This is a genomic window from Microlunatus flavus, from assembly GCF_900110855.1.
GTDB classification, from domain to species: Bacteria; Actinomycetota; Actinomycetes; order Propionibacteriales; family Propionibacteriaceae; genus Microlunatus; species Microlunatus flavus.
In genome coordinates, this window is sequence record NZ_FOFA01000001.1 from 429,194 (window position 1) to 442,225 (window position 13,032).

12 protein-coding genes are annotated in these 13,032 nt (G+C 73.6%); 5 read left to right on the forward strand and 7 right to left on the reverse strand.

The window, feature by feature from the left end; translation table 11 throughout:
- Window positions 1–29 precede the first annotated feature (29 nt).
- On the forward strand, window positions 30–1,904 hold the full coding sequence (locus BMY04_RS02110; RefSeq protein WP_232506099.1) for a vWA domain-containing protein: 1,875 nt from the start codon (window positions 30–32) through the stop codon (window positions 1,902–1,904).
- Between the two features lie 20 nt (window positions 1,905–1,924).
- On the opposite strand, the gene BMY04_RS02115 is transcribed toward BMY04_RS02110, so the two are convergent.
- Entirely contained in the window at window positions 1,925–2,698 is a 774-nt protein-coding gene (locus BMY04_RS02115) for a meso-2,3-butanediol dehydrogenase (protein WP_198409886.1), read from the reverse strand.
- 26 nt (window positions 2,699–2,724) lie between these two features.
- Entirely contained in the window at window positions 2,725–3,573 is an 849-nt protein-coding gene (locus tag BMY04_RS02120; protein WP_091177453.1) for a helix-turn-helix transcriptional regulator, read from the reverse strand.
- A 101-nt stretch (window positions 3,574–3,674) separates the two neighbouring features.
- Between BMY04_RS02120 and BMY04_RS02125 the strand changes: the two genes are divergently transcribed.
- Both BMY04_RS02125 and BMY04_RS02130 read left to right on the forward strand, forming a co-directional pair.
- Complete coding sequence (locus BMY04_RS02125) at window positions 3,675–4,475, forward strand: SDR family NAD(P)-dependent oxidoreductase (protein WP_091177454.1); 801 nt, start codon at window positions 3,675–3,677, stop codon at window positions 4,473–4,475.
- A gap of 82 nt (window positions 4,476–4,557) precedes the next feature.
- A complete protein-coding gene (locus tag BMY04_RS02130) occupies window positions 4,558–5,502 on the forward strand; it encodes an NAD(P)/FAD-dependent oxidoreductase (protein ID WP_091177455.1) in 945 nt (314 codons plus the stop codon).
- Here BMY04_RS02130 and BMY04_RS02135 read toward each other — a convergent pair.
- The 5 genes from BMY04_RS02135 to BMY04_RS02155 form a co-directional block, all read right to left on the reverse strand.
- Complete coding sequence (locus tag BMY04_RS02135; RefSeq protein WP_091177456.1) at window positions 5,499–5,894, reverse strand: DUF192 domain-containing protein; 396 nt, start codon at window positions 5,892–5,894, stop codon at window positions 5,499–5,501. The two genes, BMY04_RS02130 and BMY04_RS02135, sit on opposite strands and share 4 nt — an antisense overlap.
- Before the next feature lie 7 nt (window positions 5,895–5,901).
- Window positions 5,902–7,374, reverse strand: a complete 1,473-nt coding sequence (locus tag BMY04_RS02140; RefSeq protein ID WP_091177457.1) for a hypothetical protein — start codon at window positions 7,372–7,374, stop codon at window positions 5,902–5,904.
- 123 nt (window positions 7,375–7,497) lie between these two features.
- Complete coding sequence (locus BMY04_RS02145; protein ID WP_139209707.1) at window positions 7,498–8,028, reverse strand: hypothetical protein; 531 nt, start codon at window positions 8,026–8,028, stop codon at window positions 7,498–7,500.
- Entirely contained in the window at window positions 8,025–8,498 is a 474-nt protein-coding gene (locus BMY04_RS02150; protein ID WP_091177459.1) for a hypothetical protein, read from the reverse strand. The genes BMY04_RS02145 and BMY04_RS02150 overlap by 4 nt, the downstream gene beginning before the upstream one ends.
- A 19-nt stretch (window positions 8,499–8,517) precedes the next feature.
- Complete coding sequence (locus BMY04_RS02155; RefSeq protein ID WP_091177460.1) at window positions 8,518–10,005, reverse strand: hypothetical protein; 1,488 nt, start codon at window positions 10,003–10,005, stop codon at window positions 8,518–8,520.
- 234 nt (window positions 10,006–10,239) lie between these two features.
- On the opposite strand from BMY04_RS02155, the gene BMY04_RS02160 reads away from it, so the two are divergent.
- Together BMY04_RS02160 and BMY04_RS02165 are read left to right on the forward strand one after the other, a co-directional pair.
- On the forward strand, window positions 10,240–10,896 hold the full coding sequence (locus BMY04_RS02160; RefSeq protein WP_091177461.1) for a prepilin peptidase: 657 nt from the start codon (window positions 10,240–10,242) through the stop codon (window positions 10,894–10,896).
- An 88-nt stretch (window positions 10,897–10,984) separates the two neighbouring features.
- Window positions 10,985–12,904: a vWA domain-containing protein gene (locus BMY04_RS02165; protein WP_139209708.1), complete on the forward strand. Its 1,920-nt coding sequence runs from the start codon at window positions 10,985–10,987 to the stop codon at window positions 12,902–12,904.
- Window positions 12,905–13,032 lie beyond the last annotated feature (128 nt).

The following is a 13,032-nucleotide window of genomic DNA, read 5'->3' on the forward strand; positions in this document are numbered from 1 at the left end:
ACCTCGCTGCCCCTAGGGTGTCGCCGGTGATGATCACCGGCGGTGCGCGGCGGCTCGTGCTCGGCCTGGTCGGCCTCGTCCTCCTCGGCTCCGGCCTGCTCGCCGCCGGTCCCGCCGCGGCCGACGAGGCTCCGAAGATCCTCCTGCTGCTCGACACCTCCGGCTCGATGGGCGACAAGCTGCCGTCGGGCGGGACGAAGTTCGCCGCCGCCAAGAAGGCGCTCAAGTCGGTCGCGGCCTCGCTCCCGCCCGGCACCCAGGTGGGCCTGCGGGTCTACGGGTCCGAGGTCACCGAGCCGCAGGCGAAGAACCCGGCCGCCTGCAAGGACAGCAAGCTGGTGCTGCCGATCGGGCCGCTGGACGAGGCCACGATGAACCGTGCCGTCGACTCGTTCTCTCCCAACGGCGAGACCCCGATCGCCTACTCGATGGGCCAGGCCGTCGACGACCTCGGCGACAGCGGCAAGCGGGTGCTGATCCTCATCTCCGACGGGCGCGAGAACTGCGCCGGCGACCCCTGCCCGGTCGCCCGGAAGCTCGCCGACCGCGGCGTCGACCTGCAGTTCAACGCCGTCGGCCTCGCGGTGGACGCCACAGCCCGCAAGCAGCTGCAGTGCATCGCCGGGGCCGGTCGCGGCGCCTACTACGACGCGGACGACACGACCTCCCTCGACCGCTCGCTCCGCAAGCTCACCCAGCGGGCGCTGCGGCCCTTCGAGGCGAGCGGCACGCCCGTGCGGGGCACCTCCGACCCGGCGAGCGCCCCGCAGGTCGGTCCCGGGCAGTACCTCGACCGCTACGACGCGGGCACCGCACCGCACTACTACACGATCAACCGCACGCCGGGCTCGACCGTCACCGCGTCGGTCGACAGCGTCGTCCGCAACGTCGGGATCCTGGGCGTCCGGACCGAGAAGCTGGACATGGTGCTGTCCACGACGTCGGGCGAGGAGTGCTCCTCGCCGTCGCTCTACACCGTCGTGGAGAACGCGGACGTCGTCGTCAGCGCGGTGGCCAGGTCCGCGCGCTCGGAGGGGGTGCCCGAGCCGCCGCCCGGCTGCGCCGACGACCCGCAGCTGCTCCTCGAGGTCGTCCGGAACAGCTTCGACGGCACCGGCGGCACCATCCCCGTCGAGCTGCTCGTCAGCGAGCAGCCCGAGGTGACCAACCGCGCCCAGCTGCCCCCGGACGTCGCGGGGTACGACGGCAAGGCCGACGCGGTCGCCCGGACGTCCCCCGTGCGCGACGTGATCGGCGGATCGGGCTTCTCGAACGCCGCCGAGATCGGCCCGGGGTCCTGGGCCGACTCCGTCGCCTTCGGCGAGACGGTGCTCTACCGCACCCACCTCGACGAGGGGCAGCGCGTCCGGGTGACCGCGACGCTGCCGGCGTCGAACCGCGTCGCCCTCGACAAGTACGACCTCTGGATCGCACGGCTGAAGATCTACACCCCGGCGCGGCTGAGCGCGGTGGGCGTGCAGCAGAAGACCACCGGTGACCAGCCCGTCGAGCCCATGACCGTCGCCGGGCCCGAGGTCCGGGTGAACAACGACGAGATCGCGGTCCCGGGCTTCCAGGACGGGACGACCCCCGACGCGAGCACCGCCTCGGTCGCGGGCGACTACTACGTCGCGGTGCAGCTGCAGCCGCAGGGCGACACGCTCAAGGGCGTCGACGTCCCCGTACGCCTCGACGTCGCGATCGACGGCGTCGCCGAGGGGAAGCCCGAGTTCGCCTCTCCCCCGAGCTCGTCCGCCACCCCGTCGCCGAGCGCTCCTCCCGCTGCCGGCGCCGATTCGGGCTCCACGACCACCACGCTGCTGCTCGGCATCGGCCTCGGCCTGGTCGTCGCGGCCGCGGTGGCCGGCGCCGTGGTGCTCCTCCGACGGCGCCGCCGGAGCTAGACCGGGCCTCTCGACAGGACCTAGTGCGACTGGCCCGTCGCCGCGGTCGTGCCGCCGTCGACGGGCAGGACAGCGCCGGTGATGTACGCCGCGTCGTCGCTGGCGAGGAACAGCACCGCGCGCGCCACGTCCTCCGGCTGACCGGGACGGCCGAGGGTGACCCGGTTGGCGAACGCCTCCTCGAAGCCGGGGCTCTCGAGCGCGCCCTCGGTGATCCGGGTGACGGTGAAGGCCGGGGCGACCATGTTCACGCGGACGCCGTCCGGGCCGAGGTCGAGGGCCAGGGACTGCAGCATCGTCTTGCCGGCGCCCTTGGTGGCGTTGTACGCGAACTGGCCCCAGTCGCCGCGCAGCGCCGACACCGAGGAGACGGCGACGACGTTCCCGCGGGAACGCTTCAGGTGCGGCACCGTCACCTGCAGCACGTGGAACAGCCCGTCGACGTTGACCGCCTGCAGCTGGCGCCACTGCTCCTGGGTGAGGTCGAGGATCCCACCGTTCTCGTACACCGCGGCGTTGGGCACCACGACGTCGAGCTGGCCGAACGTCTCGATCGTCTGCGTCACCGCCGCCTCGACGTCAGCCCGCTGCGACACGTCGGCCCGGATCACGAGCTTGCGCTCGTCGGGGACGTCGGTCAGCGCGTCGGCCACGGTCTCGGGGTGCCGCCCGAGCCCGACGACGCGGGCGCCCTGCTCGGCGAAGGCCCGCGCGATCGCGCGGCCGATGCCGTCGCCGGCTCCGGCGACGAGGACGACGAGGTCGTCGTAGGGGTAGGTGAGGGTGCTGATCACCTGGCCAACGCTAGTCGCGCGCCGCGTCACTCCGCCGGGGCCAGCTCCTGGGTCCCGAGGACGGCGAGGAGGGCGAGCCGCTCCGCCGTGCCGGTGCCGGGTTGCGGCCGGAACAGGACGAGGTGCTGCCCCGACGGCGGGCTGACGACGACGTCGCACTCCAGCTCGAGGCGGCCGACCTGCTCGTGGTCGAGGACCTTGCGCGTCACCCGCTTGGTCCGGACCTCCTGCAGGGCCCAGACGGCGCGGAACTCCTCGCTGGCCTCGCTCAGCGCGGCGACGAGCGCGAGCGACTCCGCGTCGGAACCGCGCCGGGCGACGGCCGCGCGCAGGTCGGCGACGTAGCCGCGGCTCAGCTCGTCGCGGTCGTTCTCGGCGTAGAGCCGGCGGTACCGGTCGTCGGTGAACCAGTGCCACAGGAAGCTCGAACTCTGCTCGCCGTGCCCGGTCAGGCGGCCGAGGAGGGCGACACCGAGCGCGTTCTGCGCGACGACCCCCTCGAGGTCGTCGGTGACCATGGCCGGGACGGTCGGGGCGAGCGCGTCGAGGATCGTCATCAGCCCGGGGTCGGCGTAGCCGAGCGCGACGTGCGCCGGCGGCGGCTGGTGGCCGGCGAGCAGGTAGACGTGGTCGCGCTCGTCGCGGGTCAGGCGCAGCGCTCGGGCGATGGCGCCGAGCATCGCCGGCGAGGGCTGCGGGCCGCGGGCCTGCTCGATGCGCTCGTAGTAGTCGGTCGACATCGCGGCGAGCAGGGCCACCTCGTCGCGCCGCAGGCCGGGCGTACGCCGGCGCGGCCCCGGCACCAGGCCGACGTCCTCCGGGCGCAGCCGCTCGCGGCGGGATCTCAGGAAGTCGCCCAGCGCCTCACGGTCCACGGGGTCAAGCCTGCCTCGTCGGCCGCCGCGGATCCCCGCCCTGCCGGTCCGGGGATACGCCGGGCGTGGTCCCGTCGCGCTGCCCGGCGCACGCTCGAGGCATGACCACCACGAGCACCACCACCGCCACCTCCTCCACCGAGCAGCCCAGCCGGATCGCCGTCGTCACCGGGGCCAGCCGGGGCCTCGGCCGCAGCATGGCCCTGCACCTCGCCGCCCGCGGCTGGGGCGTCGTCGGGACCTACCAGAGCCGGCCCGACGCCGCCGACGAGGTCGTCGAGGCCGTCCGCGCCGCAGGCGGGACGGCCACCTTCCTGCCGCTCGACGCCGGCGACCCGTCGTCGGCGCCGGCCTTCGCCGACGCGCTGCGTGCCCGCCTGCAGGAGACGTTCGGCCGCGACACCTTCGACGCCCTCGTGAACAACGCCGGCGTCGGCCTCAGCAAGCCGTTCGTGGAGACGACCGAGGAGGACCTCGACCGGCTGCTGGCCATCCACGTCAAGACGCCGTACCTGCTGACCCAGCAGCTGCTGGCGCTGCTCGTCGACGGCGGCCAGGTCCTCAACGTGTCGTCCGGCCTGACCCGCTTCGCCGGGCCGGGGAGCTCGGCGTACGCGGCCGCCAAGGGGGCGGTCGAGGTGCTGACGCGCTACCAGGCCCAGGAGCTCGGCGCCCGCCGCATCCGCGTGAACGTCCTGCGTCCTGGCGCCATCGCCACCGACTTCAACGGCGGCGCGGTGCGCGACAACGCCCAGTACAACGCGGCGGTGTCGGCGATGATCGCGCTCGGCCGGCCGGGCGAGGCCGACGAGATCGGCGCGGGGGTCGCGGCGATCCTGTCCGACGACCTCCGCTGGGCCGACGGCGCGGCCATCGAGCTGTCGGGCGGCCAGCGGCTCTAGCCCGGGAGCTCGTCCTCCGGCTCGTCGCGGGCTCACCGGCGGCGGCGGAAACGTTCGGTCCGGCGTGAGCGATCATGACGGGGTGGAACCAGTCGTCGTCGTCGGTGCCGGCATCTCCGGGATCGCAGCTGCTCGTGCCCTGACCTCCCGCGGTGCGCGGGTCGTCGTCCTCGACCGCGGTCACCGCCTGGGTGGCCGGATGGCCAGCCGTCGGGTCGACGGGCGGGTCGTCGACACCGGGGCCTCCTACTTCACGGTGTCCGACGACGGGTTCGGCAAGGTCGTCGAGGGCTGGCGGACGCGCGGGCTCGCCCGTCCCTGGACCGACACGCTGGTCGTGTCGCACGAGGGCGACCTCGAGCCCAAGCCGGGTCCGGTCCGCTGGGCGGCCCCGGGCGGCCTGCGGAGCCTCGTCGAGGACTTGGCCAAGGGCCTCGACGTCCGCCACACCACCGTCGAGCACGTCGGCCCCGGTCCGGAGGTCGACGGCCTGCCGGCCTCCGCCGTGGTGCTCGCGATGCCCGACCCGCAGGCGGTCCGGCTCCTCGACCCCGCGTACGAGGACCTGCGCCAGACGCTGCACGACCCGTTCGAGCCGGTGCTCGCGCTGACGGCCCGGTGGGCCGAGCGCTCGTGGCCCGACGTCCAGGGCGCCTTCGTCGCGGGCGACCCGGTGATCAGCTGGGTCGCCGATGACGGCCGTCGCCGCGGTGACGGTGCGCCTGTGCTCGTGGCGCACTCGACCCCGGAGTTCGCGGCCGAGCACCTCGACGCGCCGGACGAGGCCGCCGGACCGATGGCGGTCGCGGTGCGCGACGCGCTCGGCATCGAGACCGAGCCGGAGTCGACCCACGTGCACCGCTGGACGTTCGGCAAGCCGTCCGGCAGCCGCGAGGAGCCGTTCGCCCTCGACGACGCCCTCGTCGGGGTGTGCGGCGACGCGTTCTCCGACCGTCCGCGGGTCGAGGCCGCCTACCTGTCGGGCACCGCGCTCGGCGAGGCCCTGGCCGACCGGCTGAAGCCCTAGCGGTCCTCGCCCGAGGCGTGGGCGCGGCTCCGGTCCACCGCGAGCCGGCTGCCCGGCACCACGCCCCAGCTCGCCATCGCTCCGGCCGGAGCCTCGACCGTCGCCGACGCGTGCCGGCGGAACCAGGTCCCGCCCGTCCACGGCTTGATCGTCTTCACCAGCAGCACGACGCCGTCGCGGTCGACGACCGCGACGTCGATCGGGTAGCGCATGCCGACCATGTGCACCGAGGGGCAGCGGGTGATCCAGAGCGCCCCCTCGACGCGGTCGGTCCCGGACAGGCCCTTGCCCCGCGTTGCGCTGGTCTCCGCCACCGCGACCGGGGCCACGGCCCGACCGTCGCAGGTGAGCGTGTGGGGACCCGGGCCGAAGACCCGCTCGGCCCTGCTCACGCCGGGCTCACTTCGCCAGGCACTCGGGGAAGTCGACCGGCGCCCGGGTCGTGCCGCCCTCGGCGGGCGCCCCCAGGTAGGTCGCGTCGACGGCCTTGGAGTCGCTGGTCTCGAGGCTGAAGTCGACGCCGAGCGCGATCCCCACCTTGACCTCGGCCGCGAAGCCCTGCTTGTCAGAGACGTTGTCGTACTGGACGTTGCTCACGGTCGCGTTCGTGTACATGAGGTTCTGGAAGGGGTCGGAGTCGACGAGCTTGTCGGGGTAGAAGGTCTCGGGCGAGACGTACGCGTCCGGGTCGCTCGCCTGCTCGGCCAGCCAGGCGTCGGCCAGCGCGCGCTGCTCCGGCGTCGACACGTCGAGCGAGGCGGTGGAGACCGTCACGTGGCTGGCGCTGTCCGCGTCCGAGCCCTTGCCGCCGAGGTCCTTCTGCCCGAAGTTCACCGTGCTCGTCGCCTTGCCCTCGCGGGTGGTCGTCAGCGTGATCTTCGTGACCTGGTTGTCCTTGTCGCGCGTCACCGACATGCTCGAGCCGAGCACGCCCTTGAGCTCTCCGGCGTACGGGCCGACGGTCCCGTTGACCTGGCCGTAGCCCTCGCCGGTGGTCGTGTACGTCTTCGTGCCCGCCACGTTGTCGGTGATCTGCGTCCACTTCTCGCTGCCGCCGAACTTGAGGCCGAAGTCGGCCAGGGCGAGGTTCGGGACGCCGGACGTGGAGCCGGGGTCCTGCTTCCAGGGCAGGCTGAGGCCCACCTTGCCCTCGACGCTGCCGGCGACCTCGATCGTGCTCACCGTCTGCTGCGGCGGCTTCGGCGGCTCCTTGGGATCGCTCCACAGGAACTTGATCGCGTACATCGGGTCGTGCTTGATGATCTCCTGCTCGGCCAGGTAGTCGTCGAGCTGCTTGCGCATCTTCGCGGCCTCGTCGGCGTTCTTGAACACCCAGGTCGAGCCGTAGTCGACCTTGAAGTCGCCGCCGAAGTCGACCTTCGCGCCGCGCTCGACCTTGCCGATGTCCAGCTTGCCGCCGAACCCGCCCGTGAGGCCGATCGAGGCGCCGTCGGTGGCGGTGTAGGTGACGGTGCCGTCGGAGTAGGTCGTCTCGACGAACCCGGCGTTCTCGCCGAGCTTGACGAAGGCGATCTTGATCTCGGAGTTGACCTTCTCGCCGTGCTCGCCCACCTTGCACTTCGCGGGCTTCGGGTCGAAGGGCGGCTGGGTCGGCTGGCCGGGATCGGTCGGGCCCGTCGGGCCGGTCGTGCCGCAGGACGCCGCGCCCGCCCCCGAGCCGGCCGCCGCGACGGTCGCGTAGATCTCGCAGACCTTGGTCTTGAGCGAGGTGCCGGCCGACAGCATCGGCAGCGTCAGCGCACCGACCAGCAGCCCGAGCAGCGCCAGGGCCGCGATGTACTCCAGCGTCGCCGAACCGGCCTCGCCGGGGCGGGCGCCGAGCCGGCGCGGCCGGCGGTCGGGCTGGGGCACGCGGGCTCCTCGGCGTGGTGGGCGGGGCAGGGCCGGGGTCACTCCGGGCTCTGCAGCGAACCTAAGGGGCGCGGGGGCCGCCCCGCCTGGGCCCGCAGGCCCAACCGCGGGCCCAAATCGGGGTCAGCGGGCGAAGCGCAGGGAGTCGATCACGTGGCGCTCGAGGTCGGGGTCGAAGCGCGGGGTCAGCAGCGAGACGGCGACCGACTGCTGCTCCGGCCAGCGGACTGCGACGATCCACTCGCCGCTGACCTGGGAGCCCTGGTTGTCGGTGATCGTGTAGCGCACGGCCTGGGCGCTGGTGGCGTTCTTCACCTCGAGGTCGCGGGTCTGCACCACCGTGAAGTCGGCCAGGCCGACCTGGCCGACCCCGACGAGGCTGCCCGCGGCCTCGGCGGCGGTCGTGAAGTCGCCGAAGTCGCCCGAGACCTGGATCTGCTCGACCGAGGACGGGGCCAGCCCGAAGCCGGCCGCCCACGGCTTCTCGACCGGCACGTCGGTGCGCCAGGCGGCGGGGCGCACCACCGTGAGCCGGCCGTTCGTCACGGTCACGTAGTCGGGGTCCGTCGTGCCGGAGCAGGCCACGCCGCACGCCAGCAGGCTCAGCACGGCCAGGGCGCGGAGCACGACCCGCGGGCGACGCAGGACGGTCACGCCCGGGTCGCGCGACCCGTACGGCGGCGCCACAGCAGCACGGCCAGGGCCGTCTGCAGCAGCGCCGTCCCCAGGACCCCCAGCCCGACGCGGGCGAGCGGGTAGTCGCCGCCACCGCCGGCCCGCGCGGAACCCACCACCATCAGCAGGACGAGGACGGCGGCGCTGACGACGAAGGACACGACGGCATGGCCGACAAGCCGCGCCCGCGAGGGGTGCAGCAGCAGCCCGAGGGCGACGCCGGCGACGACGGCGACGAACAGGTAGGTCAGCCAGCCGAGCCCCGGGTGGTCGGACAGCACGCGGAACGGGATGACGATCCCCGCCAGGAGGACCCCGACGAGCTGGCTGGGCACGACGACGAGCAGCACCCGCGCCACCACCCGGCCCCAGGAGGGCTCGGAGGACGACGGGCTGGACGACGGGCCGACGACGTACGGGCTCGAGCCCTGCCCCTGCGGTGCGCTCACCGGTGAGAACCTACCGTTCCTACTGCCCGGTGCAGCCGGGGAAGTCGACCGGCTGCCGGGTGGGGGCGCCGCTTCCTGGGGCCCCGAGGTACGAGGCGCTGGTCGCCTTGGAGTCGTTGGTCTCCGAGCTGAGGTCGACCCCGATCGAGACCCCGGCCTTGACCTTGGCGGCGAAGCCGACCTTGTCGGTGACGTTGGCGTAGTGCACGTCGCTCACCGTGGCGCCGGTGTACATGAGGTTCTGGAAGTCGTCGCCGGGGACGAGGGTGTCGGGGAACGCGGTCGCCGCGGGCACCGACGCGTTCGGGTCGGTGGCCTGGCGCTCCAGCCAGGCGTCGACGAGGGCCCGCTGCTGCGGGTCCTTGACGTCGAGCGACGCGGTGGTGACGTGCACCCCGTTGCCGCCGGCGGTCGCCGTGCCCTTGGCGGGGGTGGACGACGTGCCGCTGCTGCCGCTCAGCGTGGCCTTGGTGTCCGTGGTGGTCACCAGGGTGACGTTGGTGACCTGGTTGTCCTTGTCCCGCGTCACCGACATGCTCGAGCCCAGCAGCCCCTTCAGCTCGCCCTTGAGCGGGCCCACCGTGAGGTTGCCCTGGCCGTAGCCCTCCCCGGTCGTCGTGTAGGTCTTCGTCTGCTTCGTCGAGTCCGTGATCATCGTCCACTTCTGGTTGGCCCCGAACTTGAGACCCGCCTGGGGCGGCTGGACGGCGGCGCTCCCGCCGACGCCGGGGATCGGGGGCGTCGGCACGGTGGAGCCGCTCTTCTGCCACGGCAGCTTCACGCCGGCCTTCGCGTCGAGGTAACCCCCGAGGTCGAGGGTGACGACCGACTGGTCCGGCGGCCGCGGCGGCTTCTTGCCGCCGTGCAGGGCCGCCCAGAGCCGGTACGCCGGCGAGGCCGTCTGCAACGTCTGGTCCCGGCGGTACGCGTCGAGCTGCGAGCGCATCGCGTCGGCCTCGGCCTGGTTGGCGAAGTTCCACGTCGAGCCGGCGTCGACCTTGAGGTCGCCCCCGAGGTCGACCTTCTCCCCCACCTCGCCGGGCCCGGCGTTGACCTCCGCACCGGGCGCCGACACGACGACGCCGACCTGGCCGCCGTTCGTCGCGGTGTAGGAGACCGTGCCGTTCGAGTAGGTCGTCTGGACCAGCGCCGCGTTCTCCCCGAGCTTGAGGACCAGCACGGTGACCTCGACGCTCAGCTTCTCGCCGTGCTCGCCGACCTTGCACTTCACCGGCTTCGGGTCGAAGGGCGGAGCGACGGGCGCGGGCGCCGGTCCCGAGGGCGCCGTCGCGCCGCAGGCGCCGCTGCCGCCGCCGATCCCCGTGGCGGTCGCGTAGACCTGGCAGACCTTGGTCGCGAGCGAGGCCCCGGCCGAGCCCATGGTCATCACGAGCGCGAGGACGAGCAGGACCAGCAGGGCCAGCGCCCCGACGTACTCCGTGGTCGCCGAGCCCGCGTCACGACGACGCCCGCGCGCCGAGGACGCGAGGAGGGCGGGGAGCGGCACGGGACGGTTCCTCACGGGTGCGACAGCTGGAGCAGCACGCGCCGGAGCTGCGGCTGCCGGCCGAGCGTAAGAGCCGCAGGGGTCGCGGCGCCTGGGTCCAGGGACCCAGCCCCGGACCCAAATGTGGGATGCCGCGTCGGGCGCGGACCCGCGCCGGACGCGTACGGCCCGCCGGGCGGCTAGCGTCAGCCCGCGGCGCGCCGGCGCCGGGAGCAGCGCGAGAGCGGAGCGTCGATGGGCTGGTGGTGGGTCGTGCTCGCCGTGGCCCTCGGGGTGGCGGCGGCGCTCGTGCTGCGCCCGCGGCGCTACCGCTACGCCGACGACGAGGTGCGCCGCGACGTCAGCCCCTGGTGGGTGCCCGTCGCGGCCGGCCTTGGCGCGGTGCTCGCCGGACCGTTCTGGAGCGCCGAACCACTGCCGCTCGTGCTGACCGGGGTGCTCGCCCTCGTCTGGCTGGCGGTGCTGACGGTGATCGACCTCGAGGTGCACCGGCTGCCCGACGTGCTCACGCTGCCGGCCTACCCGGTGGTCGCGCTCCTGCTCACCTGGGCCGCGGCCGCCACCGGCCGCTGGGACGCGCTGGCCGTGGCGGCGGCGTGCAGCGGCGGAGCGGTCGTGGTCTTCGCGCTGCTCGTGATCTTCTCCCCCGGCCGCGGCGGCCTCGGGGAGGGCGACGTCAAGCTGGCCGGCGTGCTGGGCGCCCTGCTGGGCTGGTTCTCCTGGCGCACCGCCGCGTACGGGCTGGTCGCGGGCTTCCTGGTCGGCGGTCTCGTGGCCGTCGTCCTGCTCGTCGCCCGGCGCGCGAGCCGGCGCACGGCGATCGCCTTCGGCCCGGCGATGGTCGCCGGTGCCTACCTGGTCGGCACGCTCGCCCCCGTGGTCACCGGCTGATCAAGGAGTTTGGCCCTCGCGCGACGACCCTCTACCTTGGCGTCCGTCGATCGTCGGCGGGGTGCCGATCGCGAGACGGGGGAAGCCGATGACGCCGAAGACGGTGCTGGTCTGGCCGCGCGGAGCGCTGCTGTGCCTGGTCAGCCTGCTGCTCGCAGCCGGCGGCCTGCTGGCGGCGACGGTGCCCGCCCGGGCCGACGAGGCGCCGAAGGTGCTGCTGCTGCTCGACGTCTCGGGCTCGATGAACGCCAAGCTCGACGGCGGCCAGACCAAGTTCGCGGCCGCCAAGAAGGCGCTGAAGCAGGTCGCCGCCTCGCTGCCGGCGGGCACCCAGGTGGGACTGCGGGTGTACGGGTCCGACGTCGAGGAGGACCAGGACAAGAATCCCGCGGCGTGCAAGGACACCCGGCTCGTGCTGCCCATCGGCCCGCTCGACGCCAAGAAGATGAACGCCGCCGTCGACTCGTTCAAGGCGCAGGGCTCGACGCCGATCGCCTACTCGATGGGCAAGGGCGTCGACGACCTCGGCGACTCCGGGAAGCGGGTGCTCATCCTCGTCTCCGACGGCCAGGAGACGTGCGCCAAGGACCCCTGCCCGATCGTCCGCAAGCTCGCCGGCAGCGGCGTGGACCTGCAGTTCAACGCCATCGGCCTCGCCGTGAACAGCAAGGCGCGCTCCCAGCTGCAGTGCATCGCCAAGGCCGGCGGGGGCGCGTACTACGACGCCAACGACACCGACTCGCTCAACCAGGCGCTGCGCAAGCTCACCCAGCGGGCGCTGCGGCCCTTCGAGGTCGCGGGCACCCCGGTCACCGGCACCCCGGACCCGGAGAGCGCACCGCAGGTCGCCCCCGGGCAGTACCGCGACACCTACGACACCGGCGGCACCGCGCGGTACTACACGATCCCGCGGACGCCGGGTTCGCTGGTGACCGCCCACCTCTCGACCGTGGTGAAGCCGTACGGCTACGTCAACGCCGACAAGTTCGACCTGGAGCTCCAGACGGCGCAGGGCGAGATCTGCTCCTCGGGCAGCAGCCTGACGCAGGCCCTGAAGTCCGCGAGCGTGTACTCCGTCGTGGTCCGCTCCGAGCACTCCCAGTCCCCGTCCTCCGCGCCGGCCGGCTGCGCCACCGACCCGCAGCTGCGCCTGAAGGTGACGAGGACGACGCCCGCGAGCACCTCCGACGCGTCGTCCGCGGTCGAGCTCGGCATCGCCGAGCAGCCCGCCGTGTCGAACCGGGCCGACCTCCCCGGTCCCGTGGAGGACTACAAGGGCACCGGCTTCCGGGTCGCGTCCACCAAGCCGGTCACGGCGGTCGTGGGCGGGTCCGGGTTCTCGAACGCGCCGCAGATCGAGCCCGGCTCCTGGTCGGACTCCATCGCGTTCGGCGACACGGCGCTCTACCGGGTGCCGGTGGACTACGGCCAGACCCTCAAGGTCACCGCGTCGCTCCCCGGCGGCAAGGGCAAGCTGCCGCTCAACCTCTACGACGGCTACATCGTCCGACTTCGCCTGATCAGCCCCGACCGCGCGCAGCTGGCCGCTGTGAGCGACACGCGCACCGGCAGCGCCGCCGCTCACGTCAGTGCCACCTCGCCGCAGGTGCGGGTGCGCAACGACGAGCTGCCGCTGCCGAGCACGCAGAACTTCCAGCCGGACGCGAGCACCGCCTCGGCCGCCGGGGACTACTTCGTCGTGGTCGAGCTGCAGCCGGTGACCGAGGGCCTCAGAGGTGTCGTGCTGCCCCTGCAGCTGGACGTCAAGGTCGACGGGACGCCGTCCGGGCAGCCGGTGTTCGCGACGGTGCCGAGCCCGAGCGCGTCGGCCGACCCCTCGGTGTCGCCGACGCCGGGCACCACCGCGGCTCCCGCCGACGACCCGGGCGCCCGTCCGGGCCCGTCCGCGCTCGCGCTGGTGCTCACCGGCGTCGGGATCGTCGTGCTGCTGGGGATCGTGGCGACGGCGGCGGCGCTCGTGGTCCGGCGTCGCCGACCGCGTGCGTGAAGGGGTCCTGAGAGGTCTCCCGGAACGGCTGATCACGACCCGCCCGCGTGTTAGTTTCTCGCGGCCGGGTCACCCGAGGAAACGCAGCAGGGTACCGGCTCCACACGCCATCGCTCGGGGGAACACGC

Bases quoted from the DNA above. Each gene is read 5' to 3' on its own strand.
- BMY04_RS02160 (WP_091177461.1), top strand. From the start codon at position 10,240: ATGGGCTGGTGGTGGGTCGTGCTCGCCGTGGCCCTCGGGGTGGCGGCG.
- BMY04_RS02165 (WP_139209708.1), top strand. From the start codon at position 10,985: ATGACGCCGAAGACGGTGCTGGTCTGGCCGCGCGGAGCGCTGCTGTGC.
- BMY04_RS02110 (WP_232506099.1), top strand. From the start codon at position 30: ATGATCACCGGCGGTGCGCGGCGGCTCGTGCTCGGCCTGGTCGGCCTC.
- BMY04_RS02125 (WP_091177454.1), top strand. From the start codon at position 3,675: ATGACCACCACGAGCACCACCACCGCCACCTCCTCCACCGAGCAGCCC.